Source organism: Aeromicrobium jepli (assembly GCF_047246605.1).
Taxonomy (GTDB): domain Bacteria; phylum Actinomycetota; class Actinomycetes; order Propionibacteriales; family Nocardioidaceae; genus Aeromicrobium.
This window is the reverse complement of record NZ_JBFOKO010000002.1, coordinates 318880-345235: the sequence shown is the minus strand read 5'-3', so window position 1 is coordinate 345235 and position 26356 is coordinate 318880. Positions and strand designations below refer to the sequence as shown.

Annotated in this window: 17 protein-coding genes and 1 tRNA gene; 11 read left to right on the top strand and 7 right to left on the bottom strand. The window is 69.4% G+C overall.

Features of this window, described 5'->3' with window-relative positions; all coding sequences use genetic code 11:
* Positions 1-3 precede the first annotated feature (3 nt).
* The 5 genes from AB3M81_RS05305 (at position 4) to pyk (ending at position 11934) form a co-directional block, all read left to right on the top strand.
* The gene (locus AB3M81_RS05305) at positions 4-2277 is read left to right on the top strand and encodes a KAP family P-loop NTPase fold protein (RefSeq protein ID WP_412902859.1); all 2274 of its coding nucleotides are present in this window, start codon (positions 4-6) and stop codon (positions 2275-2277) included.
* Positions 2278-2630: 353 nt separating this feature from the next.
* Positions 2631-4115, top strand: a complete 1485-nt coding sequence (gene miaB, locus AB3M81_RS05300) for a tRNA (N6-isopentenyl adenosine(37)-C2)-methylthiotransferase MiaB (RefSeq protein ID WP_412902858.1) — start codon at positions 2631-2633, stop codon at positions 4113-4115.
* A gap of 284 nt (positions 4116-4399) precedes the next feature.
* A complete protein-coding gene (gltB, locus tag AB3M81_RS05295) occupies positions 4400-8935 on the top strand; it encodes a glutamate synthase large subunit (RefSeq protein WP_412902857.1) in 4536 nt (1511 codons plus the stop codon).
* Positions 8928-10394 (top strand): glutamate synthase subunit beta, encoded by a 1467-nt coding sequence (locus tag AB3M81_RS05290; RefSeq protein WP_412902856.1) that lies wholly within the window; start codon positions 8928-8930, stop codon positions 10392-10394. The genes gltB and AB3M81_RS05290 overlap by 8 nt, the downstream gene beginning before the upstream one ends.
* A 73-nt stretch (positions 10395-10467) precedes the next feature.
* Positions 10468-11934, top strand: coding sequence for a pyruvate kinase (gene pyk, locus AB3M81_RS05285; RefSeq protein WP_412902855.1), 1467 nt, complete (start codon positions 10468-10470; stop codon positions 11932-11934).
* Positions 11935-12068: 134 nt separating this feature from the next.
* On the opposite strand, the gene AB3M81_RS05280 is transcribed toward pyk, so the two are convergent.
* Positions 12069-12151: transfer RNA gene (locus tag AB3M81_RS05280), tRNA-Leu, on the bottom strand.
* A gap of 28 nt (positions 12152-12179) precedes the next feature.
* Between AB3M81_RS05280 and AB3M81_RS05275 the strand changes: the two genes are divergently transcribed.
* Together AB3M81_RS05275 and AB3M81_RS05270 are read left to right on the top strand one after the other, a co-directional pair.
* A complete protein-coding gene (locus tag AB3M81_RS05275; protein ID WP_412902854.1) occupies positions 12180-12788 on the top strand; it encodes an ANTAR domain-containing response regulator in 609 nt (202 codons plus the stop codon).
* Positions 12789-12934: 146 nt separating this feature from the next.
* Complete coding sequence (locus tag AB3M81_RS05270; protein ID WP_412902853.1) at positions 12935-14194, top strand: ABC transporter substrate-binding protein; 1260 nt, start codon at positions 12935-12937, stop codon at positions 14192-14194.
* Positions 14195-14340: 146 nt separating this feature from the next.
* Here AB3M81_RS05270 and AB3M81_RS05265 read toward each other — a convergent pair whose 3' ends face one another.
* From AB3M81_RS05265 to AB3M81_RS05250, 4 genes are read right to left on the bottom strand one after another with little or no spacing between them, the layout of a single operon-like run.
* The gene (locus tag AB3M81_RS05265; RefSeq protein ID WP_412902852.1) at positions 14341-15135 is read right to left on the bottom strand and encodes an ABC transporter ATP-binding protein; all 795 of its coding nucleotides are present in this window, start codon (positions 15133-15135) and stop codon (positions 14341-14343) included.
* Positions 15132-16043, bottom strand: a complete 912-nt coding sequence (locus AB3M81_RS05260; protein ID WP_412902851.1) for an ABC transporter ATP-binding protein — start codon at positions 16041-16043, stop codon at positions 15132-15134. Before AB3M81_RS05260 ends, AB3M81_RS05265 begins: the two co-directional genes overlap by 4 nt.
* Complete coding sequence (locus AB3M81_RS05255; RefSeq protein ID WP_412902850.1) at positions 16033-17028, bottom strand: branched-chain amino acid ABC transporter permease; 996 nt, start codon at positions 17026-17028, stop codon at positions 16033-16035. The genes AB3M81_RS05260 and AB3M81_RS05255 overlap by 11 nt, the downstream gene beginning before the upstream one ends.
* Positions 17029-17031: 3 nt before the next feature.
* Entirely contained in the window at positions 17032-18369 is a 1338-nt protein-coding gene (locus AB3M81_RS05250; protein WP_412902849.1) for a branched-chain amino acid ABC transporter permease, read from the bottom strand.
* A 211-nt stretch (positions 18370-18580) separates the two neighbouring features.
* Between AB3M81_RS05250 and AB3M81_RS05245 the strand changes: the two genes are divergently transcribed.
* Positions 18581-19180: a GNAT family N-acetyltransferase gene (locus AB3M81_RS05245; RefSeq protein ID WP_412902848.1), complete on the top strand. Its 600-nt coding sequence runs from the start codon at positions 18581-18583 to the stop codon at positions 19178-19180.
* Between the two features lie 31 nt (positions 19181-19211).
* A complete protein-coding gene (polA, locus tag AB3M81_RS05240) occupies positions 19212-21872 on the top strand; it encodes a DNA polymerase I (protein ID WP_412902847.1) in 2661 nt (886 codons plus the stop codon).
* Here polA and AB3M81_RS05235 read toward each other — a convergent pair whose 3' ends face one another.
* On the bottom strand, positions 21873-23102 hold the full coding sequence (locus AB3M81_RS05235; RefSeq protein WP_412902846.1) for a lipopolysaccharide biosynthesis protein: 1230 nt from the start codon (positions 23100-23102) through the stop codon (positions 21873-21875).
* A 99-nt stretch (positions 23103-23201) separates the two neighbouring features.
* Between AB3M81_RS05235 and AB3M81_RS05230 the strand changes: the two genes are divergently transcribed.
* Positions 23202-24827 carry an MmpA family trehalose lipid delivery protein gene (locus AB3M81_RS05230; protein WP_412902845.1) on the top strand — a complete coding sequence of 542 codons (1626 nt, stop codon included), beginning with the start codon at positions 23202-23204 and terminating at the stop codon, positions 24825-24827.
* A 156-nt stretch (positions 24828-24983) separates the two neighbouring features.
* Positions 24984-25127 carry a hypothetical protein gene (locus tag AB3M81_RS05225; protein ID WP_412902844.1) on the top strand — a complete coding sequence of 48 codons (144 nt, stop codon included), beginning with the start codon at positions 24984-24986 and terminating at the stop codon, positions 25125-25127.
* A 62-nt stretch (positions 25128-25189) separates the two neighbouring features.
* On the opposite strand, the gene AB3M81_RS05220 is transcribed toward AB3M81_RS05225, so the two are convergent.
* Positions 25190-26290 carry a glycosyltransferase family 4 protein gene (locus AB3M81_RS05220; protein ID WP_412902843.1) on the bottom strand — a complete coding sequence of 367 codons (1101 nt, stop codon included), beginning with the start codon at positions 26288-26290 and terminating at the stop codon, positions 25190-25192.
* Between the last annotated feature and the right edge of the window lie 66 nt (positions 26291-26356).

Below are 26356 nucleotides of genomic sequence, written 5' to 3'. Positions count from 1 at the left end.
CGGGTGGGCCCGCGCGTCGGCCTCCGCAACCGGATCGCAACCGTTCGAGCGACCGCGCTCCTTGAATTGCGCAATCCGACATCATCAACGCCGGCGGGCGGTCACACTTATGAAAATCGTTGGAGACCGGGGGGCGGCGTGCACAGAAGACGATTCAGCGACGATCCGATCAGCGATGAGGACGAGGATGACCTCGAGCGTGAGTCCTATGTCGCGTACGTCACGGAAGTCATCCGACGAGTCCGGGAGGACGGTCCCACATCCACCGTGATTGGGGTGATCGGCCCTTGGGGATCTGGGAAGTCCTCAGTCATGGGCCTGGTGTCGAGACGGCTCGCGCGCGATTGGGAAGTCGTGGAGTTCACGCCGTGGGGATACGCCAACGACGACGCCATGGCGACCGGGTTCCTCGCCGAACTTCATCAAGTTCTTCCGATTCGGCCTTGGGTCAGGAAGCGAAAGATCATCGGTAAGGCCGGTCGCGCGGTCAGTCCGGCTGGAGCGCTCGCCGGACTTGTCGGGGTCGACGGACGTACGGCGATTCAGGACCTCGCAGATTGGATCGAAGGCGACGCATCACCGTCTGCAGCCCTTCGGTCAGCCAAGGAAGCTGCCCGCCAATTGAAGACTCCGGTGCTGATGGTGGTCGATGACCTCGACAGGCTCAGCCCTACTGAGCTGCTTATGGTGTTCAGACTTGTTCGCTTCGTAGGCCGGTTGCCCAACGTCCACTACTTGCTCTGCTACGACGAACGAACGCTGCTGGACCTGCTGATGCGGACTGACCTTGCTGCGACTGAGAGCCGAGCGCGGGATTACTTGGAGAAGATGGTTCAAGTCCGACTGGATCTTCCTCCTCTCTGGGAAGAGGATGCCGAAGCGATGTTCCTTCGGGAGTTGTACTCCGTCTTCGCTGAGCGAGGAATCGAAGTGGATGCGGCTGACAGGGAACGGCTCAACGACGCATATCGCCTCACGATGCGGCACTACCTGACGACGCCCCGTGCGATCGTCCGGTTCGTTAGACAGCTTGACGCCTTCTTGTCGGCGTTGAACCAAGAGATCGATCCGATCGACTTCGTTCTGGTCACGTGGGTCAGAACCTTCGAGCCCGCGGTCTATGAACTGATTCAGAAGGACCGCGAAAATCTCACGTCCCACGACCTCGTTGGTGACATCGCTGTGCACGATGAGAACGCAAAAGCGCGGTGGCAGTCTTCGCTGAAAGCGCTGGGCGGTGAAGACAGGGACTGGTTCGTCCCCGCTATCGCGGCCATTCTCGGCATCATGTTCATCCGCTTTGATGGTGCTTGGACTGACAGTTTCTATTCAGACTCTGTCTACAAGGACCTTGCGCGGAGCAAGCGCATCGGCCACCAAGACTACTTCGATAGATATTTCGCTTTCGCGATTCCGTCGGGGGACATTAGCGACGCCGATCTTGCGGCAGCCCTAGCTCCAACAGAATCAGGATTCGATCAAGCTGCGATGGACCGTCTGCGCGACCTTACGAAGGTCGGTTCCGCGAGGGTCTACCGGAAGATCTCCCAAGCTCTTCGCGACGAAACGGTGCGTGGAGGAGAGGCACTGAAGTTCGTCGTGGCGGAAAGTCGTGTCTCGATGACGCAGGTGGGGGACGGGGGCGCTGAGGGTTGGCATCCGAGCTGGCTAGTCAAAGAAGCACTGCTCGCCACGTCCTACGAAGAACTGGAGTCCGCACTCCGCGACGCTTGCAAGACTCGCGGCGGCATCGCCGTAGTGGCGCTAGCTCTATCGAGGATCAAGGACGAAGTGGAGATGGACTACTACCCGTCTGAGCGGTCATGGAAGCGCGAGCTGAGTCTCGCATTGGACGTTGTTGCCCAAGCAGTCGAGCGCGAGTTGCACGGAGCGGTAGGCGTGCAGAAGCTCTCTCGCGAAGACCTTGCGCTCGTTCGGATCATGCAGTGGGTGTCTCCCGAAGGGTCACGGGATTTCCTCAGGCGGCGGGTGCTGAGTCGCGACATCGTCACAGTGACCGCGGAGTTGCTTCCTCAACTCTCCGAGGGAAGTGAACGGTGGGTCGGCCCCGCGTTCCCGGAGGTGCTCGATCGGTACTTCGGACGGGGATGGCTCGTGACGCATGCGGAGAACCTGGTCTCGGTCGCCTTTCCGCCGTCAGAGCGAGGACCTGATCGCCTCCAATGGAGGGATAATGCGCAGATGCGGATCACCATTGCGGCGGCGTCACTGACACAAGCGATGCGGCAATGGGATGTGGATGGTGGCGCAAGTTAGCGCCAGAGGCCGTCCACCTGCCGTTCCATCGGTTCCAGCCACCAAAATTCCGCTTGGGTTCGCCCAGCGTGTGGACTGCATGATGAGCGACACGACGCGACCATCGGGGGGAAATTGGCTCCCTGCCCGATTCGCGAGTGATCGGGGACCAGGAGGGCTCGGTCGCCAGAGCAGACTAGCCTCTCAGCGAGTTATTGACCCGACGAATCCCATGGTCGCCGGTCGCAGAGCGCCAGGGGCTCGCGTCTGAGCGAGATCCTCATGACGTTCTGACATCGGACACCGGATGGCCCAGCGGTTGCGCGCCGTTCGGTGCCGTCGGGCGTCCGCGTGCCACGTACCATGGGACGGTCATGACGAAGACCTATGAAGTGCGCACGTACGGCTGCCAGATGAACGTCCACGACAGCGAGCGGCTGTCGGGTCTGCTGGAGACGGCGGGCTACGAGGCGGCGCCGTCGGGGGAGACCCCCGACCTCGTCGTGTTCAACACGTGCGCCGTCCGCGAGAACGCGGACAACAAGCTCTACGGCAACCTCGGCCACGTCGCGAGCCTCAAGGCGAAGAAGCCCGGCATGCAGGTGGCCGTCGGCGGCTGCCTCGCGCAGAAGGACAAGGACACGATCACGTCGCGCGCGCCGTGGGTGGACGTCGTGTTCGGCACGCACAACATCGGCTCGCTGCCGATCCTGCTCGAGCGCGCCCGCATCGCCGAGGAGTCGCAGGTCGAGATCCTCGACGCCCTCGAGGTCTTCCCGTCGACGCTGCCGACCAAGCGCGACTCGGTGTTCGCCGCATGGGTCTCCATCAGCGTCGGCTGCAACAACACGTGCACGTTCTGCATCGTGCCGTCGCTGCGCGGGAAGGAGCGCGACCGCCGTCCCGGCGACATCCTCGCCGAGATCGAGGCGCTCGTCGCGGACGGCGTGGTCGAGGTGACGCTGCTGGGCCAGAACGTCAACAGCTACGGGTCCGAGTTCGGCGACCGCCAGGCGTTCTCCAAGCTGCTGCGTGCGTGCGGGCGGATCGAGGGCCTCGAGCGCGTGCGCTTCACCTCGCCGCACCCGGCCGCGTTCTCGGACGACGTCATCGAGGCGATGGCCGAGACCCCGAACGTCATGCCGCAGCTGCACATGCCGCTGCAGTCCGGCTCGGACCGGATCCTGCGCGCGATGCGCCGGTCGTACCGCAGCGAGCGCTTCCTCGGCATCATCGACCGCGTCCGCGCCGCGATGCCCGACGCCGCGATCACGACCGACATCATCGTCGGCTTCCCCGGTGAGACCGAGGAGGACTTCCAGGCCACGCTCGACGTCGTCCGGCAGTCGCGGTTCTCCAGCGCGTTCACGTTCCAGTACTCCCAGCGGCCCGGCACGCCCGCCGCGACGCTGCCGGACCAGCTGCCCAAGGAGATCGTGCAGGAGCGCTACGAGCGCCTCGCCGCCCTCGTCGAGGAGATCTCCTGGTCCGAGAACCAGCGGCTCGAGGGCCGGGTCGTCGAGCTGCTCGTCGCCGACAAGGCGCACGCGGGCGGCCGCAAGGACGCCGCGACGAACCGCATGAGCGGCCGCGCCCGCGACAACCGCCTCGTGCACTTCGTCCCGGGCGACCACGCGATCCGTCCCGGCGACATGGTGGTCACGCGCGTGACGAAGGCGTCGCCGCACCACCTCGTCGCCGACGGGGAGCCGATCGAGGTGCGCCGCACGCGCGCCGGCGACGCGTGGGAGGCCCGTCAGGGCCGGACCACGGTGAGCCCCGGGTCGGTCGGCCTGGGCATGCCGTCCATCGGCGTCCCGCCGCCGCTGCCGCCGGCCCCGGCGTGCGCGCCGGCGTGACGGTTTCCCCGGTTCAGTAGGTTCTCCCTCACTTCGCGAGGTTTCCCGGCGCCCGCGGCGACCTAGCGAGGTTTCCTGTCACTTCACGAGGAACGCAACCCTCGCGAAGTGAGAGGAAACCCGCTTAACCGGGGAAACCGGCACCGAGCGGCCCGCATCACACCGCAGCTGAGGGTGGCCTCACTGGAACGCACGAAATGTTGAGGTAACCTGAACTTCGCTGAAGAGGCCAATGTCGTCCTCGCCCAGCTTGTACGCACTGGCATCGACGACAGGTTCAGAACATGGATCGTCCCTTCTCGGCCACGCCTCCGGCGCAAGGCCTCTACGACCCGGCCAACGAGCACGACAACTGCGGTGTCGCCTTCGTGGCGACGCTCACGGGCGTCCCCAGCCACGAGATCGTCCAGCACGGCCTGACCGCGCTGCGCAACCTCGACCACCGTGGCGCCGTCGGCAGCGAGGTCAACACCGGTGACGGCGCCGGCATCCTCATGCAGGTCCCCGACCGCTTCCTGCGCGGCGTGGCTCCCGTGGAGCTGCCCGAGGCCGGCCACTACGCCGTCGGCATGGCGTTCCTCCCGCGCGAGGACGTCGCCGGCGCCAAGGCCAAGGTCGAGGCGATCGTCGCCGAGGAGGACCTCGAGGTCCTCGGCTGGCGCGACGTCCCCACCACGCCCGACGTGCTCGGCCAGATGGCGTACAACGCCATGCCGCACTTCGAGCTGCTCTTCCTCACCACGCGCGACCGCGCCGCCGCGGGCATCGAGCTCGACCGCCTCACGTACGCCGTCAGCAAGCGCGCGTTCCACGAGGTCGAGACGTACTTCCCGTCGCTGTCGGCGCGCACGCTCGTCTACAAGGGCATGCTCACCACCGAGCAGCTCGACGTGTTCTTCCCCGACCTGCAGGACGAGCGCATGGAGTCCGCGCTGGCCATCGTGCACAGCCGCTTCTCCACCAACACGTTCCCCAGCTGGCCCCTCGCGCACCCGTTCCGCTACCTGGCGCACAACGGCGAGATCAACACCGCCCGCGGCAACCGCAACTGGATGCGCGCCCGCGAGGCCCTGCTCGAGAGCGCGCTCATCCCGGGCGACCTCTCGCGCCTGTACCCGATCTGCAGCCCCGGCGGCTCCGACACGGCCTCGCTCGACGAGGTCATGGAGCTGCTGCACCTGGGCGGCCGCTCGCTGCCGCACGCCGTCATGATGATGATCCCCGAGGCGTGGGAGAACAACGCCGAGATGGATCCCGCGCGCCGCGCGTTCTACGAGTTCCACTCCACCGTCATGGAGGCGTGGGACGGCCCCGCCGCCGTGTGCTTCACCGACGGCACGCAGATCGGCGCGGTCCTGGACCGCAACGGCCTGCGCCCGGGCCGCTACGTCATCACCGAGGACGGCCTCGTCGTGCTGGCCTCCGAGGTCGGCGTGCTCGACCTCGACGCCAAGACGATCACGCGCAAGGGCCGTGTCGAGCCCGGCAAGATGTTCCTGCTCGACCTCGCCGAGCACCGCGTCGTCCCCGACGAGGAGATCAAGTCCCAGCTCGCCCACGAGCACCCCTACGAGGAGTGGCTGTACTCCGGTCTGGTCCGCTTCGAGGACCTGCCCGACCTGGAGCACATCGTCCACACGCACGCCTCGGTCACCCGGCGCCAGCAGGTGTTCGGCTACACCGAGGAGGAGGTGCGCAAGCTCGTCGCGCCCATGGCCCGCACGGGTGCCGAGGCGATCGGCTCGATGGGCACCGACACGCCCATCGCGGCGCTCTCGGACCGCCCGCGGCTGCTGTTCGACTACTTCAGCCAGCTGTTCGCGCAGGTCACGAACCCGCCGCTGGACGCCATCCGCGAGGAGGTCGTCACGTCGCTCGCCGGCACGATCGGCCCCGAGAAGAACCTGCTCGACCCCAGCCCGGCCTCGTGCCGCATGCTGCAGCTGCCGTTCCCCGTGATCGACAGCGATGAGCTGGCCAAGATCCGCCACATGAACCGCGACGGCGACATGCCCGGCTTCAGCGTGCACGTCGTCCGCGGCCTGTACGAGGTGCTCGGCGGGGGAGCGGCGCTCGAGGCGCGCATCGAGGAGATCTGCGCCGAGGTGTCGGACGCCATCGTCAACAAGGGCGCCCGCATCATCGTGCTGTCGGACCGCCACTCGAACGTCGACCTGGCGCCGATCCCGTCGCTGCTGCTGACCGCGGCCGTGCACCATCACATGGTCCGCGAGAAGCTGCGCACGCAGGCCGGCCTGCTGGTCGAGGCCGGCGACGTCCGCGAGGTCCACCACGTGGCCCTGCTGATCGGCTTCGGCGCGACCGCCGTCAACCCGTACCTCGCGCTCGAGACCGCCGAGGACCTGGCCCGCGAGGGCGTCTTCGTCGAGGGCGTCGAGCCGCAGAAGGCCGCGCGCAACGTCGCGTACGGCCTGGGCAAGGGCGTCCTGAAGGTCATGAGCAAGATCGGCGTCTCGACGGTCTCGTCGTACACCGGCGCGCAGATCTTCGAGTGCGTCGGCCTCTCGCACGAGGTCGTCGACAAGTACTTCAGCGGCACGGCCAGCAAGCTCGGCGGCGTCGGCCTCGACGTGATCGCCGACGAGGTCCACGCGCGCCACCTGACCGCCTACCCGACCAAGGGCATCGCGGGCCCGCGCCGCCAGCTCGACGTCGGCGGAGAGTACCAGTGGCGCCGCCAGGGCCCGGAGCACCTGTTCGACCCGGACACGGTCTTCCGCCTGCAGCACTCGACCCGCACGGGCCGCTACGACATCTTCAAGCAGTACACGCAGCGCGTCGACGACCAGTCGAGCCGCCTCATGACGCTGCGCGGCCTGATGAAGTTCCGCAGCGACCGCGAGCCGATCTCGATCGACGAGGTCGAGCCGGTGTCCGAGATCGTCAAGCGCTTCTCGACCGGCGCCATGTCGTACGGCTCGATCAGCCAGGAGGCCCACGAGACGCTCGCGATCGCGATGAACCGCCTCGGCGGCAAGTCGAACACGGGCGAGGGCGGCGAGGACCCCGAGCGCCTCTACGACCCCGAGCGCCGCTCGGCCATCAAGCAGGTCGCGTCGGGCCGCTTCGGCGTCACGAGCGAGTACCTGTCCAACGCCGACGACATCCAGATCAAGATGGCGCAGGGCGCCAAGCCCGGCGAGGGCGGCCAGCTGCCCGGCCCGAAGGTGTACCCGTGGGTCGCCAAGACGCGTCACTCGACGCCGGGCGTGGGCCTCATCAGTCCGCCGCCGCACCACGACATCTACTCGATCGAGGATCTCAAGCAGCTGATCCACGACCTCAAGAACGCCAACCCGTCGGCGCGCGTGCACGTCAAGCTCGTGTCCGAGGTCGGCGTGGGCACGGTCGCGGCCGGCGTGTCGAAGGCCAAGGCCGACGTCGTGCTCATCTCGGGCCACGACGGCGGCACCGGCGCCTCGCCGCTGACCAGCCTCAAGCACGCGGGCGGTCCGTGGGAGCTCGGCCTGGCCGAGACCCAGCAGACGCTGCTGCTCAACGGCCTGCGCGATCGCATCGTCGTCCAGGTCGACGGCCAACTCAAGACCGGTCGTGACGTCGTCATCGCGGCGCTGCTCGGCGGCGAGGAGTTCGGCTTCGCCACGGCTCCGCTCGTCGTCTCGGGCTGCATCATGATGCGCGTCTGCCACCTCGACACGTGCCCCGTGGGCGTCGCCACCCAGAACCGCTCGCTGCGCGAGAAGTTCTCGGGCAAGGCCGAGTACGTCGTGAACTTCTTCGAGTTCATCGCCCAGGAGGTGCGCGAGATCCTGGCCGAGCTGGGCTTCCGCAGCATCGACGAGGCGGTCGGCCACGTCGAGTGCCTCGACACGCGCGACGCGGTGGACCACTGGAAGGCCAGCACGCTGGACCTGTCGCCGGTGTTCTACCTGCCGCCGCTGCCCGAGGGCGCGTCGCTGCGGAACACCACGAAGCAGGACCACGGCCTGGACCGGGCGCTCGACGTCGAGCTCATCGAGCTCGCTGCCGACGCGCTGGAGAAGGGCGAGCCCGTCCGCGCGCAGCTCGAGATCCGCAACGTCAACCGCACGGTGGGCACGATGCTCGGTCACGAGGTCACGAAGCGCTACCGCGGCGCGGGCCTGCCCGACGACACGATCGACATCACGTTCGTGGGCTCGGCCGGGCAGTCGTTCGGCGCGTTCGTGCCGCGCGGCATCACGCTGCGCCTCGAGGGCGACGGCAACGACTACGTCGGCAAAGGCCTGTCCGGTGGCCGCATCATCGTGCGGCCGCAGCGCGAGAGCCAGTTCGCGGCCGAGGCGCAGATCGTCGCCGGCAACGTCATCGGCTTCGGCGCCACGGGCGGTGAGCTGTACCTGCGCGGCCGCGTGGGCGAGCGCTTCTGCGTCCGCAACTCCGGCGCGACGGCGGTCGTCGAGGGCGTGGGCGACCACGCGCTCGAGTACATGACCGGCGGCCGGGTCGTCATCCTCGGCCCCACGGGCCGCAACGTGGCGGCCGGCATGAGCGGCGGCTCGGCGTACGTGCTGGACCTCGACCACGACGTGGTCAACCGCGAGATGGTCGAGGTGCGCCCCGTGCCCGAGGCCACCGCCGACGAGCTGCAGGCGATCGTTCGCCGGCACCTCGAGGAGACGGGCTCGGCGGTCGCCGAGGCCCTGTTGGAGGACTGGTCCGCCAGCCTCACCCGATTCAGCGAGATCATGCCGGTCAACTACCGGCTGGTGCTCGAAGCCAAGGCCGCGGCCGAGTCCGAGGGACTCTCCGAGGACGACACGACTGCACGCATGATGGAGGTGGCCGCTCGTGGCTGATCCCCGAGGTTTCATGACCACGCCCCGCCGGACGGCCGAGCGCCGTCCCGTCGAGGAGCGCGTGAACGACTGGAACGAGGTGTACCCCGGTGGCATCGGCCGCGCCCTGCTGCCGATCATCACCGAGCAGGCCGGGCGCTGCATGGACTGCGGCATCCCGTTCTGCCACCAGGGCTGCCCCCTGGGCAACCTCATCCCCGAGTGGAACGACCTCGTCTGGCGCGACGACTGGGACGACGCGATCGATCGCCTGCACGCGACGAACAACTTCCCGGAGTTCACGGGCCGGCTGTGCCCCGCTCCGTGCGAGACCGCCTGCGTCGTGGGCATCAACCGCGACCCGGTGACGATCAAGAACGTCGAGGTCTCGATCATCGACAAGGCGTGGGAGCGCCACAACGTCAAGCCCCAGACGCCCGAGTGGCTGACGGGCAAGACGGTCGCCGTCGTCGGCTCGGGCCCCGCGGGGCTGGCCGTCGCGCAGCAGCTCACGCGCGCCGGTCACACGGTCGCGGTCTACGAGCGTGACGACAAGCCCGGCGGACTGCTGCGCTACGGCATCCCCGAGTTCAAGATGGAGAAGGTCCAGGTCGACCGCCGCATCCAGCAGATGCAGCGTGAGGGCACGGTGTTCCGCACCGGCGTCGCGGTGGGGGAGAGCCTCACCGGGCAGGCCCTGCGCGACCGGTACGACGCGGTCGTCCTCGCGATCGGCTCCACCGTCCGTCGCGACCTGCCCGCCCCGGGCCGTGAGCTCGCCGGCATCCACCAGGCCATGGAGTACCTGCCGCAGGCCAACCGCGTCGCGGTCGGCGAGACGGTCGAGGACCAGATCCTGGCCACCGGCAAGGACGTCGTCATCATCGGCGGCGGCGACACCGGCGCCGACTGCCTCGGCACGGCCATCCGCCAGGGTGCGAAGTCCGTGACCAGCCTGGAGATCATGCCGCGCCCGAGCGAGGAGCGGGCGGAGGCCCACCCGTGGCCGACGTACCCGATGATCTACCGGGTCGCGTCCGCGCACGAGGAGGGCGGCGAGCGCGTCTACGCCGTCTCCACGAAGGAGTTCGTGGGCGACGACGAGGGCCACGTCAGCGGCCTGCGCCTGACCGAGGTCGAGATGGTCGACGGCCGCTTCCAGGAGGTCGAGGGCACCGAGCGCGTCATCCCGGCGCAGCTCGTGCTGTTCGCGATGGGCTTCACCGGCCCCGAGAAGGAGGGCCTGGTCGAGCAGCTCGGCGTCGAGCTCGACGAGCGCGGCAACATCAAGCGCGACCTGGACTACATGTCCAGCGTCGAGGGCGTGTTCGTCGCCGGTGACGCCGGCCGCGGCCAGTCGCTCATCGTGTGGGCGATCGCCGAGGGCCGCGGTGCGGCCGCCGGCGTGGACGCCTGGCTGACGGGCTCGACGACGCTGCCGAAGCCGATCCCGCCGACGGCGCGACCGCTCACGGTCTGATCGGGACGCCCGCGGGCCATGAGGCCCGCGGGCGACTCGCGAGTACGTTCGGGACGGGACTAGGGTGGAACACGTGCGTAGAGCCAAGATCGTCTGCACCCTCGGACCCGCAACAGACACCGCTGAACGCATCCTCGAGCTGGCGATCGCCGGCATGGACGTCGCGCGGCTGAACATGAGCCACGGCGACGCCGACGAGCAGCTGCGCCGCCTCGAGCGCGTGCGCCGCGCCGCGGAGGCGACGGGCAAGGCCATCGCCGTCCTGGCCGACCTGCAGGGCCCCAAGATCCGCCTCGGGCGGTTCACCGACGGGCCGCACGAGCTGACGTTCGGCCACCGCTTCACGATCACCACGCGCGACGTCCCCGGCGACCGCGACGTGTGCTCCACGACGTATGCCGGACTGCCCGGCGACGTCGAGGTGGGCGACGAGATCCTCATCGACGACGGCAAGGTCCGCCTGCGCGCCGTCGAGGTCACCGAGACCGACGTCGTCACGACGGTCGAGGTCCCCGGCGAGGTCAGCAACAACAAGGGCATCAACCTGCCCGGCGTCGACGTCAGCGTCCCCGCGATGAGCGAGAAGGACATCGAGGACCTGCGCTGGGCCCTGCGCAACAACGTCGACTTCATCGCGCTGTCGTTCGTGCGCTCCGCCGCCGACGCCGACGACGTCCGCGCGATCATGGACGAGGAGGGCGTGCACCGCCCGATCATCGCAAAGATCGAGAAGCCGCAGGCCGTGGCGAACCTCGACGAGATCGTCGACGCGTTCGACGGGTTCATGGTCGCCCGCGGCGACCTGGGCGTCGAGCTGCCGCTCGAGGACGTGCCGATCGTGCAGAAGCTCATCATCGAGAAGGCGCGCCGCAATGCCAAGCCGGTCATCGTGGCGACCCAGATGCTGGACTCGATGATCTCGGCCCCGCGCCCCACGCGGGCGGAGGCCAGCGACGTCGCGAACGCCGTCCTCGACGGTGCGGACGCGGTCATGCTCTCGGGCGAGACCAGCGTCGGCCAGTTCCCGATCCAGACGGTGCGGATCATGGCGCGCATCGTGGCCTCGACCGAGGACCACGGCCTGCCGCGCATGGCCGCCTTCACGTGGCAGTCCAAGACCGTCACCGGCATCATCTGCCGGGCCGCCTCGCAGGTGGCCGAGTCCGTCGAGGCGCAGCAGATGATCGCCTTCACCACGACGGGCGACTCCGCTCGCCGGATGGCGCGCTACCGCTCGTCGATCCCGGTCCTGGCGTTCACGCCGCACGAGCTCGTGCGCAACCAGCTCGCCCTGACGTGGGGCGTCGAGACGTTCCTGACGCCCGAGATCAGCCACACCGACCAGATCGCCCTGCAGGTCGATCGCGAGCTGCTCGGCAAGAAGCGCGTCGAGGAGGGCTCGCGCGTCGTCATCGTCGCCGGCGCCCCTCCGGGCATCCCCGGCTCGACCAACGCGGTCCGCGTCCACAAGATGGGCGACGCGATCAACCGCGTCGTGGCCGCCTACGACCCGGACGAGCTCCCGCCGACCATCGCCTGACGGGGACGGATCCTTCGACCTTGCGCCCACCCAAGCGACCGATCTTGTGGCGTTCCGGCCCCGACATGGGCCGGAAGTGCACAGGTTCGGGGCTCGGGGGAGTGGGCCGGAGGTCGAAGGATCCGTCCCTGCGGTGCCGAGAGCGGGACTCGAACCCGCACGCCCTTACGGACAATGGTTTTTGAGACCATCGCGTCTACCATTCCGCCATCCCGGCGCACCTTCGTGCCCGATAACCTTACGGGGTGACCGCTGCACAAGAGCCCACTGCCCCCGCCCCGCGGGTCGTGATCGCCGAGGACGAGGCCCTCATCCGGATGGACCTGGCCGAGATGCTCGCCGAACAGGGATACGAGGTCGTGGGAGAGGCGGCCGAGGGACAGGCCGCCGTCGACCTGGCCCGTGAGCACCGGCCCGACCTGGTGATGATGGACGTGCAGATGCCCGGCGTCGACGGCATCACCGCCGCCTCGCAGATCGCCGCCGAGCGCATCGCCCCGGTCGTCATGCTGACGGCCTTCTCCCAGCGCGAGCTGGTCGAGCGGGCGCGCGACGCCGGCGCGATGGCGTACCTGGTCAAGCCGTTCTCCGCGTCCGACCTGGTGCCGGCGATCGAGATGGCGCGCAGCCGCTACGCCGAGCTGCGCGCGCTCGAGTCCGAGGTCGGCGACCTGCAGGAGCAGCTCGCCACCCGCAAGGTCGTGGAGCAGGCCAAGGCGGTGCTGCAGAAGGCCCTCGGGCTGAGCGAGCCGGACGCCTTCCGCTGGATCCAGAAGACGGCCATGGACGTGCGCATGTCGATGCGTCAGGTGGCCGAGGCCGTCATCGAGAACGGGCCGTCGTTGCAGGGGTGAACGTGGTGCGTCGCGGGTTACAAGTTGGCTACGAAACCCCGATGTGACGCAGGGTGCGAGACGTGGACACATAACCGGACTAGGTTCTTCATCACATCGTGCCGGGCGATCCGTCCCGTGCTCGGATCCCACTCAACGGAGGATTGATGAAGCGCTCCACCACGACGCTCCGTCTGGCCGCCCTGGCCAGTGCCAGCGCGCTCGTCATCGCTGCCTGCGGCGGCGGCGACGAAGGCTCTGACAGCAAGGACAAGGAAGTAGCGAAGGGTGACGGCGAGTTCGTCGTCGGCTCGCTGCTGCCCCAGACCGGCAGCCTGGCCTTCCTCGGCCCGCCGGAGTTCGCCGGCGTCGACCTCGCCGTCAAGGAGATCAACGAGGCCGGCGGCGTCCTGGGCAAGGACGCGCGCCACGTCAAGGGCGACTCGGGCGACACCGACTCCGGCATCGCGCCGACCGAGGCCGACAAGCTGATCAAGGCCAAGTCCGACGTCATCGTCGGCGCCGCCTCCTCGGGCGTGTCGATGACCGTCATCGACAAGATCCTGGGTGCCGGCGTCGTCCAGTACTCGCCGGCCAACACCTCGACCGACTTCGACGAGGGCAAGTACGGCAAGCCGGACCTCTACTTCCGCACCGCTCCGTCCGACGTCCTGCAGGGTGCCGTCATGGCGAACCTGCTGGTCGAGGACGGCCGCCAGAACGTCGCGATCCTGGCCCGCCAGGACTCGTACGGCGAGACGCTGGCCGAGCAGGTCAAGTCCGGCCTCGAGGCCGCCGGCTCCAAGGTCGCGGTCACGTCGTTCTACGGCGAGAAGGCCCCGTCGTACGACGCCCAGGTCGACGAGGTCGCGGCGTCCAAGCCCGACGCGGTCGTCCTGATCGCGTTCGACGAGACCAAGAAGATCGTCCCGCAGCTCGTCGGCAAGGGCGTCGGCCCGCAGGACGTCGCGACGTACTTCGTCGACGGCAACCTGGCCGACTACTCCGGCGACCCGTTCGCGGCCCAGCTCAAGGGCACGAAGGGCACGCTCCCGGGCGCCGAGGCGACGGACGACTTCCGCAAGCGCCTGCTCGAGGTCGACCCGAAGCTGAAGGACTACTCCTACGCGGCGGAGTCCTACGACGCGGTCGTCACGTCGGCCCTGGCCGCCATCAAGGCGGACAACGACTCCGGCGAGGCCATCGCCAAGGAGCTGCCGGGCATCACCAAGGGTGGCGAGAAGTGCACCACCTTCAAGCAGTGCGCCGACCTGCTCAAGGACGGCAAGGACATCGACTACGACGGTGTCTCCGGCCCGATCGAGATGAGCGACACCGGCAGCCCGACGTCGGCGTCGATCGGCATCTACCAGTACGACAACAAGGGCACGTACAAGTCCGTCAAGTACATCGCGGGCGAGATCTGAGTCGACGACCCAGTCGCACGTAGTACTGCGAAGGGCCCGGGGCATCGCCCCGGGCCCTTCGTCGTGCCCGGGGCCCCGAGGCCTCATGCGGCAGACACGACAGCGCCCCGGACCCTGATGGGTCCGGGGCGCTGTCGGTGGTGGGATCAGCCGGCCTGGCGGCCGAGCGTGCCCAGGTACAGCTCGATGACCTTGGGGTCGTTGGCCAGGTCGCGGCCGGTGCCGCTGTAGGCCGTGGTGCCCTGGTCGAGGACGTAGCCGCGGTCGCAGATCTGCAGGCAGCGACGCGCGTTCTGCTCGACCATGATGACCGAGACGCCGGCCTGGTTGATCTTGCGCGTCTGGACGAACACCTCGTCCTGCATGACGGGGGACAGGCCCGCGGAGGGCTCGTCCAGCAGCAGCACCGACGGGTCCATCATGAGCGCACGGCCCATGGCGACCATCTGGCGCTCGCCGCCCGAGAGCGAGCCCGCCCGCTGCTTGGCCCGCTGGCCGAGCGTCGGGAACAGGTCCGTCACGAACGCGAAGCGGTCCTTGAACTTCGACGGGTCCTGGTAGCAGCCCATCTCGAGGTTCTCCTCGATGGTCAGGCTGGGGAACACGTTGTTCGTCTGGGGGACGAAGCCGATGCCCTTGCTGACCAGGACGTCGGCGCGCTTGTTGGTGATCTCCTCACCCTTCAGCGTCACCGTGCCCGAGTGGATCTTCACCAGGCCGAACAGCGCCTTGAGCAGCGTCGACTTGCCGGCGCCGTTGGGGCCGATGATGCCGACCAGCTCGCCGGGCTGGCAGTACAGGTCCGCCCCGTTGAGGATGTTGACGCCCGGGAGGTAGCCGGCGATCAGGTTGTCGGCCCGCACGACGGCGCCTTCGGCACCCTCGCGGTGCTTGATGCGCTCGGACTCCGGCGTGCTGGGCGTGGGGGTGGCGTCGCTCATGAATCGGCCTCCTCGGCCTTGATCTCGGCCTCGACCTCGGCGGCGAGGTCGGACTCGTCGACCTCGCTCAGGTCGGTGTCGTGGTGGGCGCCCAGGTAGGCGTCGATGACGCGCTGGTCGGCCATGACGGCCTCCGGCGTGCCCTCGGCGACGATCTGGCCCTGGGCCATGACGATGACCCAGTCGGAGATGTCGCGGACCATGTCCATGTCGTGCTCGACGAACAGGACCGAGCGGCCCTCGTCGCGCAGCGACTTCACGTGGCCGAGCAGCGACTGCTTGAGGGCGGGGTTCACGCCGGCCATGGGCTCGTCGAGCATGATCAGCTCGGGGTCGACCATGAGGGCGCGCGCCATCTCGAGCAGCTTGCGCTGGCCGCCGGACAGCGAGCCGGCGAAGTCCTCGCGCTTCTTGTCGAGCTTGAACCGGGCGAGCAGCTCGTCGGCGCGCTGCGTGATCTCGTCCTCCTGGCCGCTCCACAGCGACTTCAGGATCGACGGGAAGAACCGCTCGCCGCGCTGGCCCGTGGCGCCCAGGCGCATGTTCTCGATGACCGTGAGCTTGGACAGCACCTTGGTCAGCTGGAACGTGCGCACCATGCCCAGGCGCGCCACCTTGTAGGCGGGCACCTTGGCCAGGGCGTTGTCGTTGAACGACCACTCGCCGGTGTCGGGCACGTCGAAGCCCGTCAGCAGGTTGAACAGCGTGGTCTTGCCCGCGCCGTTCGGCCCGATGAGGGCGGTGATGACGCCGCGCTGGATCTCGACGTGCTCGACGTCGACCGCCTTGAGGCCGCCGAACGTGCGCGTGATGTTGCTGCCCTTGACGATCGGGTCGGGCTTGGGCACGCCCGGGTCGTTGGGCAGGCTGCGGAGTGCCTCGCGGGCACTGGTGATGTCAACGGGCATCGAGCGCGATCTCCCTTCGGTCGCCGAAGATCCCCTGGGGTCGGTAGATCATCAGCAGCATGAGGCCGAGGCCCATGAGGATGTAGCGGATGAGGCTGGCCTGCGTGTCGGTCATGATCGCGGCCGGGATCAGCGGGTCGACACCGCTCGTGGCCTGGCTGAAGAACTCGCCCAGGCCACTGATGAGGAACCAGAAGATCATCGAGCCGACCACCGGGCCGAGCACGCGGGCCGCACCACCGATCAGCAGCGCCGTGTAGGCGAAGAAGGTCAGGTTGGTGCTGTAGTCCGACGGGACGACCGAGGCCTGCTTGAGGGCGTAGAAGATGCCGCCCAGGCCGCCGATCACGCCACCGAGCATGAGCGCCTGCATCTTGTAGAGGAAGACGTTCTTGCCCAGCGAGCGGACGGCGTCCTCGTCCTCGCGGATGGAGCGCAGGACGCGGCCCCACGGGCTGCGCATGAGCGCCCACACGAGCAGGCAGCACAGCGCGACGGTGATCCAGCCGACCGTCATGGCCCACAGGTCGTTGCGGCCCCACGAGGCGATGCCGATGTCGAGGCCGCCCGTGTAGGGGTTGAGGTTGTTCCACGTCTCGGTGAAGCCGTTGAGGCCGTTGGAGCCGCCGAACACCTCCTTGGTCTCGACGGCGCCGAACACGAGGCGCAGGATCTCGGCCGCCGCGATCGTCACGATGGCGAGGTAGTCCGCCCGCAGTCTCAGCGTCGGGACGCCGAGCACGAGGGCGAGCAGCAGCGAGGCGATCAGGCCGATCGCGACGCCGACCACGAGGGGCAGGTCCAGGCGGACCATCGCGACGGCGAGGCCGTACGCGCCGACCGCCATGAAGCCGGCCTGGCCGAAGTTCAGCAGGCCCGTGTAGCCGAAGTGGATGTTCAGGCCGATCGCGGCGAGGGCGAAGACGATCGCCTGCGGGCCGAAGGCGTTGGAGAACGCCGCATCGATGATGTTGCCGATGTCCATGGGTCAGCCGATCCTCTCCGCGCGGCCCAGGATGCCCTGCGGCCTGATGAGCAGGATGAGGATGAGCACGATGAGCGCGCCCACCTCCTTGATGGAGCTCGGAACGCCGAGCAGCGGGCCCACCTCGGTGATGATGCCGATGATGATCGAGCCCAGGACGGCGCCCCAGATGGTGCCGAGGCCGCCGAGGACGGTGGCGGCGAACACCATGAGCAGCAGCTGGTAGCCCATCATGAAGTTGACCTGGCTGTTGACGCCGAGCAGGACGCCGGCGAGCGCCGTGAGCGCCGTGCCGAGGATCCAGACGTTCGAGATGACGCCGTCGACGCGCATGCCGGAGGAGGCCGAGAGGGCCGTGTTGTCCGAGACGGCGCGCATCGCCTTGCCCAGGCGGGTGCGGGACATGATCGTCACCACGACGCCGATCGTCACGGCCGCGATCAGCATGATCACGATCTCCTTGTCCGACAGGTCGAACAGGCCGAAGTCGTGGGCGCGCTGCGAGGTGTACTCGGAGTAGGAGCGGGTGCTGGCGCCGAAGAAGTACTGGAACAGGTTGCGCAGCAGCAGGCCCAGACCGATCGAGACGATCATCATCGCGATGAGGCCGGTGCCGCGGTTGCGCAGCGGCCGCCACAGCCCTCGGTCCTGGACCCAGCCGAACACGCCGCCCGCGAGCACCGCGAGGACGCCGGCCAGGATCAGTGGCATCCCGATCGTGACGTTGAACAGGTAGGCCGCGACGCCGCCGAAGGTGATCAGCTCGCCGTGGGAGAAGTTGGTCAGGCCCGTCGTGCCGAAGATCAGCGAGAGGCCGAGGGCGGCCAGCGCGATGATGAGGCCGTACTTGACGCCCGACACGAGGCTGTCGACGAGCCGCTCGGCGAACGGCGTGGCCTCGACGACCTTGCCGTTCAGCGGAAACGCGACGTTGAGGCCGGACGTGAGGTTCACGTTGACGTCGAGGCTCTTCTTGCCCGTGAGCTTGACGCCCTCGGGAAGGGTCGACTCGTCGATCGAGACCTTGTACTTGCCCTTGCCGGGGATCGCGACGGCGGCGACGCCCTGGTCGTTCGTGACGGCCTCGCCGATCTCGGTGTCCGACTCGTCGGACACGGTCACCGTGACGCCGGGTACGGGGGGCGGGTTGTCGCCGGCCTTGCCGCCCTGCTGGTCGAGCAGGCGCACACGGATGGCGGCACCTGTGACGGGGGCGTCGGAGGCCGGCGCCGAGGCACTGGGTCCGGGGGTGGGGGACGTGGTCTCGGCCATGGCGGGGCTCGCGAGGAACACGAGGCCGGCGAGGATCACCGAGAGCAGCGCCGCTGTTCGCAGTCGCACACCATCTCCTGTCGCTGTCTGCGCGCCGGGTCGGCACGCCAGATTCGATCCCGTTGAGCATAGTCACGCAAAAGCCACCGTGGCGGCCAGATGAGACCCCCGCAGGTAACAGTTCGGTTTCGATTCCGAGTCGTGCGGGGCATACCGCTGGCAATCGTCTCGGGCGTACAGTTGGCCCGTCCCCGTCCGCTCCCCCCGGAGGTCCAGACCCATGGCCTTGCGGCAGCCCGTCGAGATCCGCGATGTCGAGGTCGACGACGCCCAGCAGCTCATCGACCTGTGGGAGGCCTGTGCCCAGGCCGCCGGCGACGAGGGGTCCGAGACCTACACGCAGCCGTCCCTGTGGCGCCGTCCCAGCGAGGAGGAGGCGCGCGCGGCGATCGAGTTCAACGCCAGCTCGCACCACCGCCGGCTGCTCGTGGCGTACGTGGGGGAGCGGCTCGTCGGCGCCGCCGCGGTCGACCTGACCACGCTCAACCCGATCTGCATGTCCAAGGTCGTCATCGTCTCGGACCTGCAGGTCGCGCCGTCGCACCGTCGCCGCTCGATCGCCTCGAACCTGCTCGCCGTGATCGCGGCGTACGCGTCCGAGCAGGACTGCGAGCTCGTGCTCGCCTCGGCCGCCGCCTACGCCAAGGACCCCAACCGCTACCTGACGAAGCTGGGCTTCAACCAGATCGCGGTCCTGCGCGCCATCCCGGTGGGCAAGCTCAACGCCCGCCTGGCCGCCAAGGCGTCCGGCTCGCGGGAGACCGGGCGCCTCATCGCGGTGCGCCGCTCGCTGCGCCGCCGCGCCGCCGTCCGCGGCTGACGTGTCGGACCGGCCCACTAGGGTCGGAGGCGTGACCCGACTCCTGCTGATCGACGGACATTCGGTGGCGTACCGCGCCTTCTTCGCCCTCCCGGTCGAGAACTTCGCGACCACCACGGGACAGAGCACGAACGCGGTGTTCGGCTTCACCTCCATGCTGATCAACGTGCTGCGCGACGAGCAGCCCACCCACGTCTGCGTCGCGTTCGACCTGTCACGCCAGTCCTTCCGCACCGAGGAGTACGCCGAGTACAAGGCGAACCGGTCCAAGTCGCCCGAGGAGTTCTCCGGCCAGGTCGCCCTGGTCAAGGAGGTGCTCGACGCCATGGACATCAAGCACGTCGACAAGGCCGGCTACGAGGCCGACGACATCATCGCCACGCTGGCCACGCGCGCCGAGGCTGCCGGCATGGAGGTCCTGGTGTGCTCCGGCGACCGCGACTCCCTGCAGCTGGTCACCGAGAAGGTCACGGTGCTGTACCCGCGCAAGGGCGTGTCCGACCTCGCGCGCATGACGCCCGAGGCCGTGCAGGAGAAGTACGGCGTCCTGCCCGAGTTCTACCCCGACATCGCCGCGCTGGTCGGCGAGTCCAGCGACAACCTGCCGGGCGTGCCCGGCGTCGGCCCCAAGACCGCGGCCAAGTGGATCAACTCGTACGGCACGCTCGAGGCGCTCGTCGCCGACGTCGACAAGGTCCCCGGCAAGGCGGGCCAGTCGCTGCGCGACCACCTCGACGACGTGCTGCGCAACCGCCGGCTCAACGCGCTCGTGCGCGACCTCGACCTGCCGCTCGGCCCGGCGGACCTCGAGCTCGACCTCGCGTTCGACCGCGAGAAGGTTCACACGGTCTTCGACTCGCTCGAGTTCACCGCCCTGCGCGAGCGGCTGTTCACCACGTTCCCGGGCGCCTCCGAGGAGGTCGAGGCCGAGGCCGGCTTCGACCTCGACGGCCGGGTCCTCGCCCCGGGCGAGGTCGGCGCGTGGCTCGCCGAGCACGCCACGGCGGTCGTCGGCCTGCACGTCCAGGGCTCGTGGGGCCGCGGCGGCGGCGACGTGATCGCGCTCGCGCTGGCCACCGACGAGGCGGCCGCGTGGATCGACGTGGCCACCCTGACGCCCGAGGACGATGCCGCGATCGCGGACTGGCTCGGCGACGCCGACCGCGGCAAGGTGCTGCACGACGCCAAGGGGCCCATGCTGGCGCTGGCCGAGCGCGGCTGGACGCTGCGCGGCCTCGCCGCCGACACGGCGCTGTCCGCGTACCTCGTGCGACCCGACCAGCGGGCGTACGACCTGGCCGACCTGTCGGTGCGGTACCTCAAGCGCGAGCTGCGCGACGACAGCGCCGCCTCGGGCCAGCTGTCGCTCGACACCGACGACGACGCCGAGATCGCGATGCTGCGGGCGCGTGCGGCGCTCGACCTCGCCGCCGCGCTGGCCACCGAGGTCGAGCAGGCGGGCGGCACCGAGCTGCTGGCCACCGTCGAGCTGCCGCTCGTGTCGACGCTCGCGCGCATGGAGCAGGCCGGCATCGCCGTCGACGACGCGGCCCTGCTCGAGCTCGAGTCCGAGTTCGCCGCCCGTGCCCAGGAGGCGGCCGAGGGCGCGTACGCGTCCATCGGTGGCAAGGAGATCAATCTCGGCTCGCCCAAGCAGCTGCAGGTCGTCCTCTTCGAGGACCTCGGCATGCCCAAGACCAAGCGCACCAAGACCGGCTACACGACCGACGCCGACTCGCTGCAGCAGCTGTACGTCAAGACCGGCCACCCCTTCCTGGAGCACCTGCTCGCGCACCGCGACGTCACGAAGCTGCGCCAGACCGTCGAGACGCTGCGCCGCTCGATCTCCGACGACGGCCGCATCCACACCACGTACGCGCAGACCATCGCCGCGACCGGCCGGCTCAGCTCGAACGACCCGAACCTGCAGAACATCCCGATCCGCACCGCCTCGGGCCGGCGCATCCGCGAGGCGTTCACGGTGGGCGAGGGGTACGCCGTCCTGCTCACGGCCGACTACAGCCAGATCGAGATGCGCATCATGGCGCACCTGTCCGAGGACGCCGACCTGATCGAGGCGTTCAACTCCGGCGAGGACTTCCACACGGTCACCGCCGCCAAGGTGTTCGACCGTGATCCCGAGGACATCGGCACCGAGCTGCGCGCCAAGATCAAGGCGATGAACTACGGGCTGGCCTACGGCCTTTCCGCCTACGGCCTGAGCCAGCAGCTGTCGATCTCCACCGGCGAGGCGTCCGCCCTCATGGACGACTACTTCCAGCGGTTCGGCGGCGTGCGCGACTACCTCAACGGGCTCGTCGCCGAGGCACGCCAGACGGGCTTCACCGAGACGATCATGGGCCGGCGCCGCTACCTGCCGGACCTGCAGAGCGACAACCGCCAGCGTCGCGAGATGGCCGAGCGGATGGCGCTCAACGCGCCCATCCAGGGCTCGGCCGCCGACATCATCAAGGTCGCGATGCTCAACGTCGAGCGCGCGATCGACGAGGCCGGGCTGACGTCACGGATGCTGCTGCAGGTGCACGACGAGCTCGTGCTCGAGGCGACGCAGGACGAGCTCGAGGGCCTGACCGGGCTCGTGCGCCGTGAGATGGCGGCCGCCGCCGACCTCTCGGTGCCGCTCGACGTCTCGGTCGGCGTGGGCCGCACGTGGCACGAGGCCGGCCACTGATCAGCTCTCGGGCTCGGTGACCTTGTCGCTCTTCGGGGCGGGGGAGCGGCGCAGCAGCGGCCACGCCAGCAGCAGTGCCGACAGCACGGCCGCGGTGATCGCCATCGTCGTCACGAGGCCGACGATGCCGATCGAGTTCGTGTACGCGACGCCGAAGACCACGGCGGCCGCGAGCCACACGAGGATCGCGACGCCGCCCTCGCGGCGCGCGAGCGCGTCGAACACGAGCAGGTAGACGATCGCCAGGAACGTGCCCGAGACGGCGAACAGCCACAGGTCGCCCTTGATCTCCTCGTACTGCTCGCCGCCCACGAGGATCAGCGCGAGGTCGGGCAGCACGGCCGTGCCGGCGACGACCGCGAGCCCCAGCAGTGCGACGAGACCGGCAGCTCGCAGGCGCGTCCGGTGGCTGGAGTCGCGGGCGAGGCTCGGGAAGAACACGACGCTGACGAACTGGGGCAGGAACAGCGTGGACTTCGTCAGGATCAGGCCCGAGGCGTACAGGCCGCTGTCGTGGGCCTCGAAGCCGCCACGGGCGATGAGCGCGTCGACGTTGCTGAACGCGAAGTAGGCCAGCAGGGTCGCGGCGGAGGTCACGGTCTCGAAGACGAGCGGCCGTCGGCTGTGCGGCTCCTCCTCGGCGTTCGACGTGAGCAGGCCGGCGCCGAGCAGCACGGGCAGCCAGGCTCCGATCGCCAGGCCCGCCATCGCGCTGGTCGCCGAGGCGTCGACGAGCAGGCCGGCGACGCCGCCGATCAGGCGACCGAAGCCGTTGCCGACGAACAGAACGGCCAGGCGCTGCCAGCGGGCCGTGCCCTGAGCGACGCCCATGAGGGCGCCGGTCAGCGTGAGCGGGACGATCATGGCGCCGCAGAGCACGACGGCCCACATCGAGCTGAAGTTGAAGGCGGGGGTCAGGACGACCGTGGTGGCCGCAGCCGCGGCGCCGACGGCCAGCGAGACCGCGAGCGAGACCCGCGAGGCGGTGTGGACGATCGAGAGCGTGTGCTGCGGGGCGACCGAGATGCGCCGGGCGATGGCCGCCTGCAGGGCGAGCGCGACGACGTTCGCCATGAGGATCAGGCTCAGCAGGGCGGTCAGGGCGCCGAACTCCGCGGGGACCAGCAGGCGGGCGGCGACCAGGTTGAAGCCGTACGTGGCGACGTTCATCACCATCATGGCCACGGCGACCACCGACATGCTGGTCATGGCCTTCTGCTGAGTACGCACCCACGGCACAATAGTCGGGAATTCGACTCTGTGACGGAGGGGCCGCTCATGTGTCCATCGCGGCCGCTCGAGGCACGCCGGGCTGCTCTGCGACCCCTGTTGCTGCTGTGGATCGTCGGGCTCGCGGGACTCGCGTTGGGCCCCGCGCTGGCCCCCGGATACGTGCTCAGCTACGACATGGTCTGGGTTCCCGACCTGTCCGTCACCCGTCCCGACACGTGGGGTCTGGGCAGTGGCCTGCCCCGCGCCGTGCCGTCCGACGGGGTCGTCGCGCTGCTGGGCGTCGTCCTGCCGCAGCAACTGGTGCAGAAGGCCCTGCTGATGGCCGCGCTGGTCGGCGCCGGGACCGGTGGCGCGGTCCTCGCGCGCGACCTCGGCCGGCCCGCCCAGTGGGCCGCCGCGACGCTCCTGGTCTGGAACCCGTTCGTCGCCGAGCGGCTCGGGCTCGGCCACTGGCCACTGCTGCTGGCCTACGCCGCCATGCCGTGGCTCGTCGTGGCCGTGCGCGATCGCCGGTTCGCCGCCGGGACGCTGCTGCTCGCGGTGACCGCCATGACACCGGCCTCCGGGGTGATGGCCGTCGTCGCGGTCCTCGTGCTGGGCCGCCTCCGCGACGCCTGGCGCTGGCTGCTGCTCGCGCTGGCCGTGAACGCGCCCTGGATCATCGCGTCACTCGTCTCGACCGCGCCGCTGACGAGCGATCCCGCCGGGGTCGACGTGTTCGCCGCGCGCGGCGGCGGATCCACACCGGTCTGGCTCGAGGTCGCGACCCTGGGGGGCGTCTGGAACGCAGACGTCCGCCCGCCCACGCGCGAGACCCTCGCGGCGACGATGCTGTCCGCACTGTTCCTCACGATGGTCGTCGCCGGCTGGGTCCTGCTGTGGCGGCGCGGTCTCCGCGACGTCCGTCCCGTGCTCGTGCTGGCCGCGATCGGGTTCGGCGTCGCCCTCGTGGGGGCCGCTGTGCCCTCCGCGGTCGGCGCGGTCGTCGAGGTCGTCCCGGGTGCCGGGCTGGTCCGTGACGGCTCGAGGTGGGTCCTGCTCCTGGCGCCGGCCGTCGCCCTCGGCCTGGCCGCGTCGGTGCAGTGGCTGACCGAGCGGTCCGCCACGACGGCCGTCGGCTGGCTGCTCGCGCTCGTGGCGCCGGTCGCGCTCGTGCCTGACCTGGCGTGGGGGCTCGCGGGCCGGCTCGACACGGTGGACTACCCGGCGGAGTGGGACCGCACGGCGGCCGCGCTGGAGCGCGAGGACGGTCCGGGCGACCTGCTGTCGCTGCCCTTCTCGCCGTTCCGGGCCCCGGCGTGGAATGACCACCGTCCCGTGCTGGACCCGGCCGGTCGCTACTTCGACCGCGTGACCGTCACGGACGACACGCTGCGCGTCGGCGACGTCGAGATCGCGGGCGAGGACCCGCGTGCGGCACGGTTGCGGCCTGCCGTCGAGGCGGGGGAGTGGGACGAGGTCGCCGCGGAGGGCGTCGGCTACGTCGTGCTGGACACCTCCGCACCGGGTGCGGACGAGGCGGCCGCGCACCTCGACGGTCTCGACGAGGTTGCCACCGAGGGGACGCTGCGGCTGTATGCGGTGCCCGGCGCGACGGATGACCCCAGCGACGGCGCGCGCGTGGCGGCCGTCGTCGCGGGCTGGGTGCTGGCGGGAGCCGCCGTGCTTGGCGCCGTCGTCGTCGCCGCGCGAAGGGTCAGGCCAGCCCGAGCGAGAACGTGAGCAGCCAGACGGCGGCCACGCCCAGCAGGACGGGGTCGCGCAGGACGACGTCGCAGTCGGCTCCGACATGCTCGGCCGAGATTCTGAGAAGGGTGTACAGCGATGTGATGTCCGCTATACTCGGCAGTAAGTTGAAGTCTGAGAGAGGACACCCCTGTGGGAAGCATCACTGGTGGCATCGCCGCCCTCGCGGTCGGAGTGCTGATGGCCGGCGCGACGGCCTTCGCGGTCGTTCAGACGCAGTCGAGCGCTGGGTCCGAGCCGGTCGAGGCTGCGAACGTCAGCTACGGCAACAACTGATCCAGACGTAAGAGAAGGGGCGCCGACCTGGTCGGCGCCCCTTTCGTCGTGCCCGGGCGGGCTCAGGCGTGCTGGGGGACGACCAGGCCGGTGACCTCGACGAGGGTCGCGAAGTGCCCCATCGCGTTGTCCCAGCTGAACTGGTGCGACATCGCTAGGGCGCCGGCACCGAGGCGCTTGCGCTCATCGTCGTTCTCGACGAGGTCGCGCAGCGCGGCCGTGAACTCCTCGGGCGTGTCGACGAGGACGCCCGAGACGCCGTCCTCGATCGACTCGCGCGGACCGCCGGCGGACCGGTAGGCCACGGTGGGCGTCGAGTGCGCGCCGGCCTCGCCGATGACGATGCCCCAGCCCTCCTTGAGCGAGGGCAGCGCCATGACCCACGAGGCGGCCAGCACCTCGTGCTTGACCTCCTCGGTCACGAAGCCGTGGAAGGTGACGTGGTCGATGACGCCCCGCTCGAGGGCGTAGCCCACGAGGTCGTCGTGCCACCAGCCGTCGCCGACGAGGTCGAGGTGCAGGTCGGGGTGGTCCGGCAGCATCTCGGCCAGCGCGTCGATCGCGTGCTCGACCTGTTTGTGGGGCACGAGGCGGCCCACGACGACGATGCGCGGGGTGCTCGAGCGGCCGGCCGGCACGTACGGCGCGGGGTCGCTGCCGTTGTGCACGATCGCGATGCGCTCGTGGGCGACGCCGAGGGCCACCAGCTCGTCGCGGCTGGCGGTGGAGACGGTGACGTACTGGCAGCGGCGGTACAGCACGGGGGAGAGGCGGCTCTCGATCCACCAGCCGACCTTGCCGATGAGGCCGGGGTAGACGACGGGCCACTGCTCGCGGTGGACGTGGTGCACCAGCAGGATCACGGGGCGTCGCGTGACGAGCCGGGTGAAGAACGGCAGTCCGTTCTGGACGTCGACGACCAGGTCGACCCTCCCGTACCGGCGGAACAGCAGCCGCAGCAGGACCTGCAGGTAGACCCCGAGCTTGGAGCCGCGCCGCACGAAGCGGACGCCGTCGACGACCTCGTCGCGCGGGGCCTGGTCGTGCTCGGCGCAGGCGATCGTGACGCGGTGTCCGCGGGCCACCAGGCCGCGCGCCATCGCCTCGACGTAGCGCTCGGATCCGCCCCCCTCGGGGTTGCGGGTGTCACGCCAGTTGCACATCAGCACATGCACTCGCGGACCCCTCCCTTCCGACATTTTTCGGACCGCATCGGAACAGCCTACCCG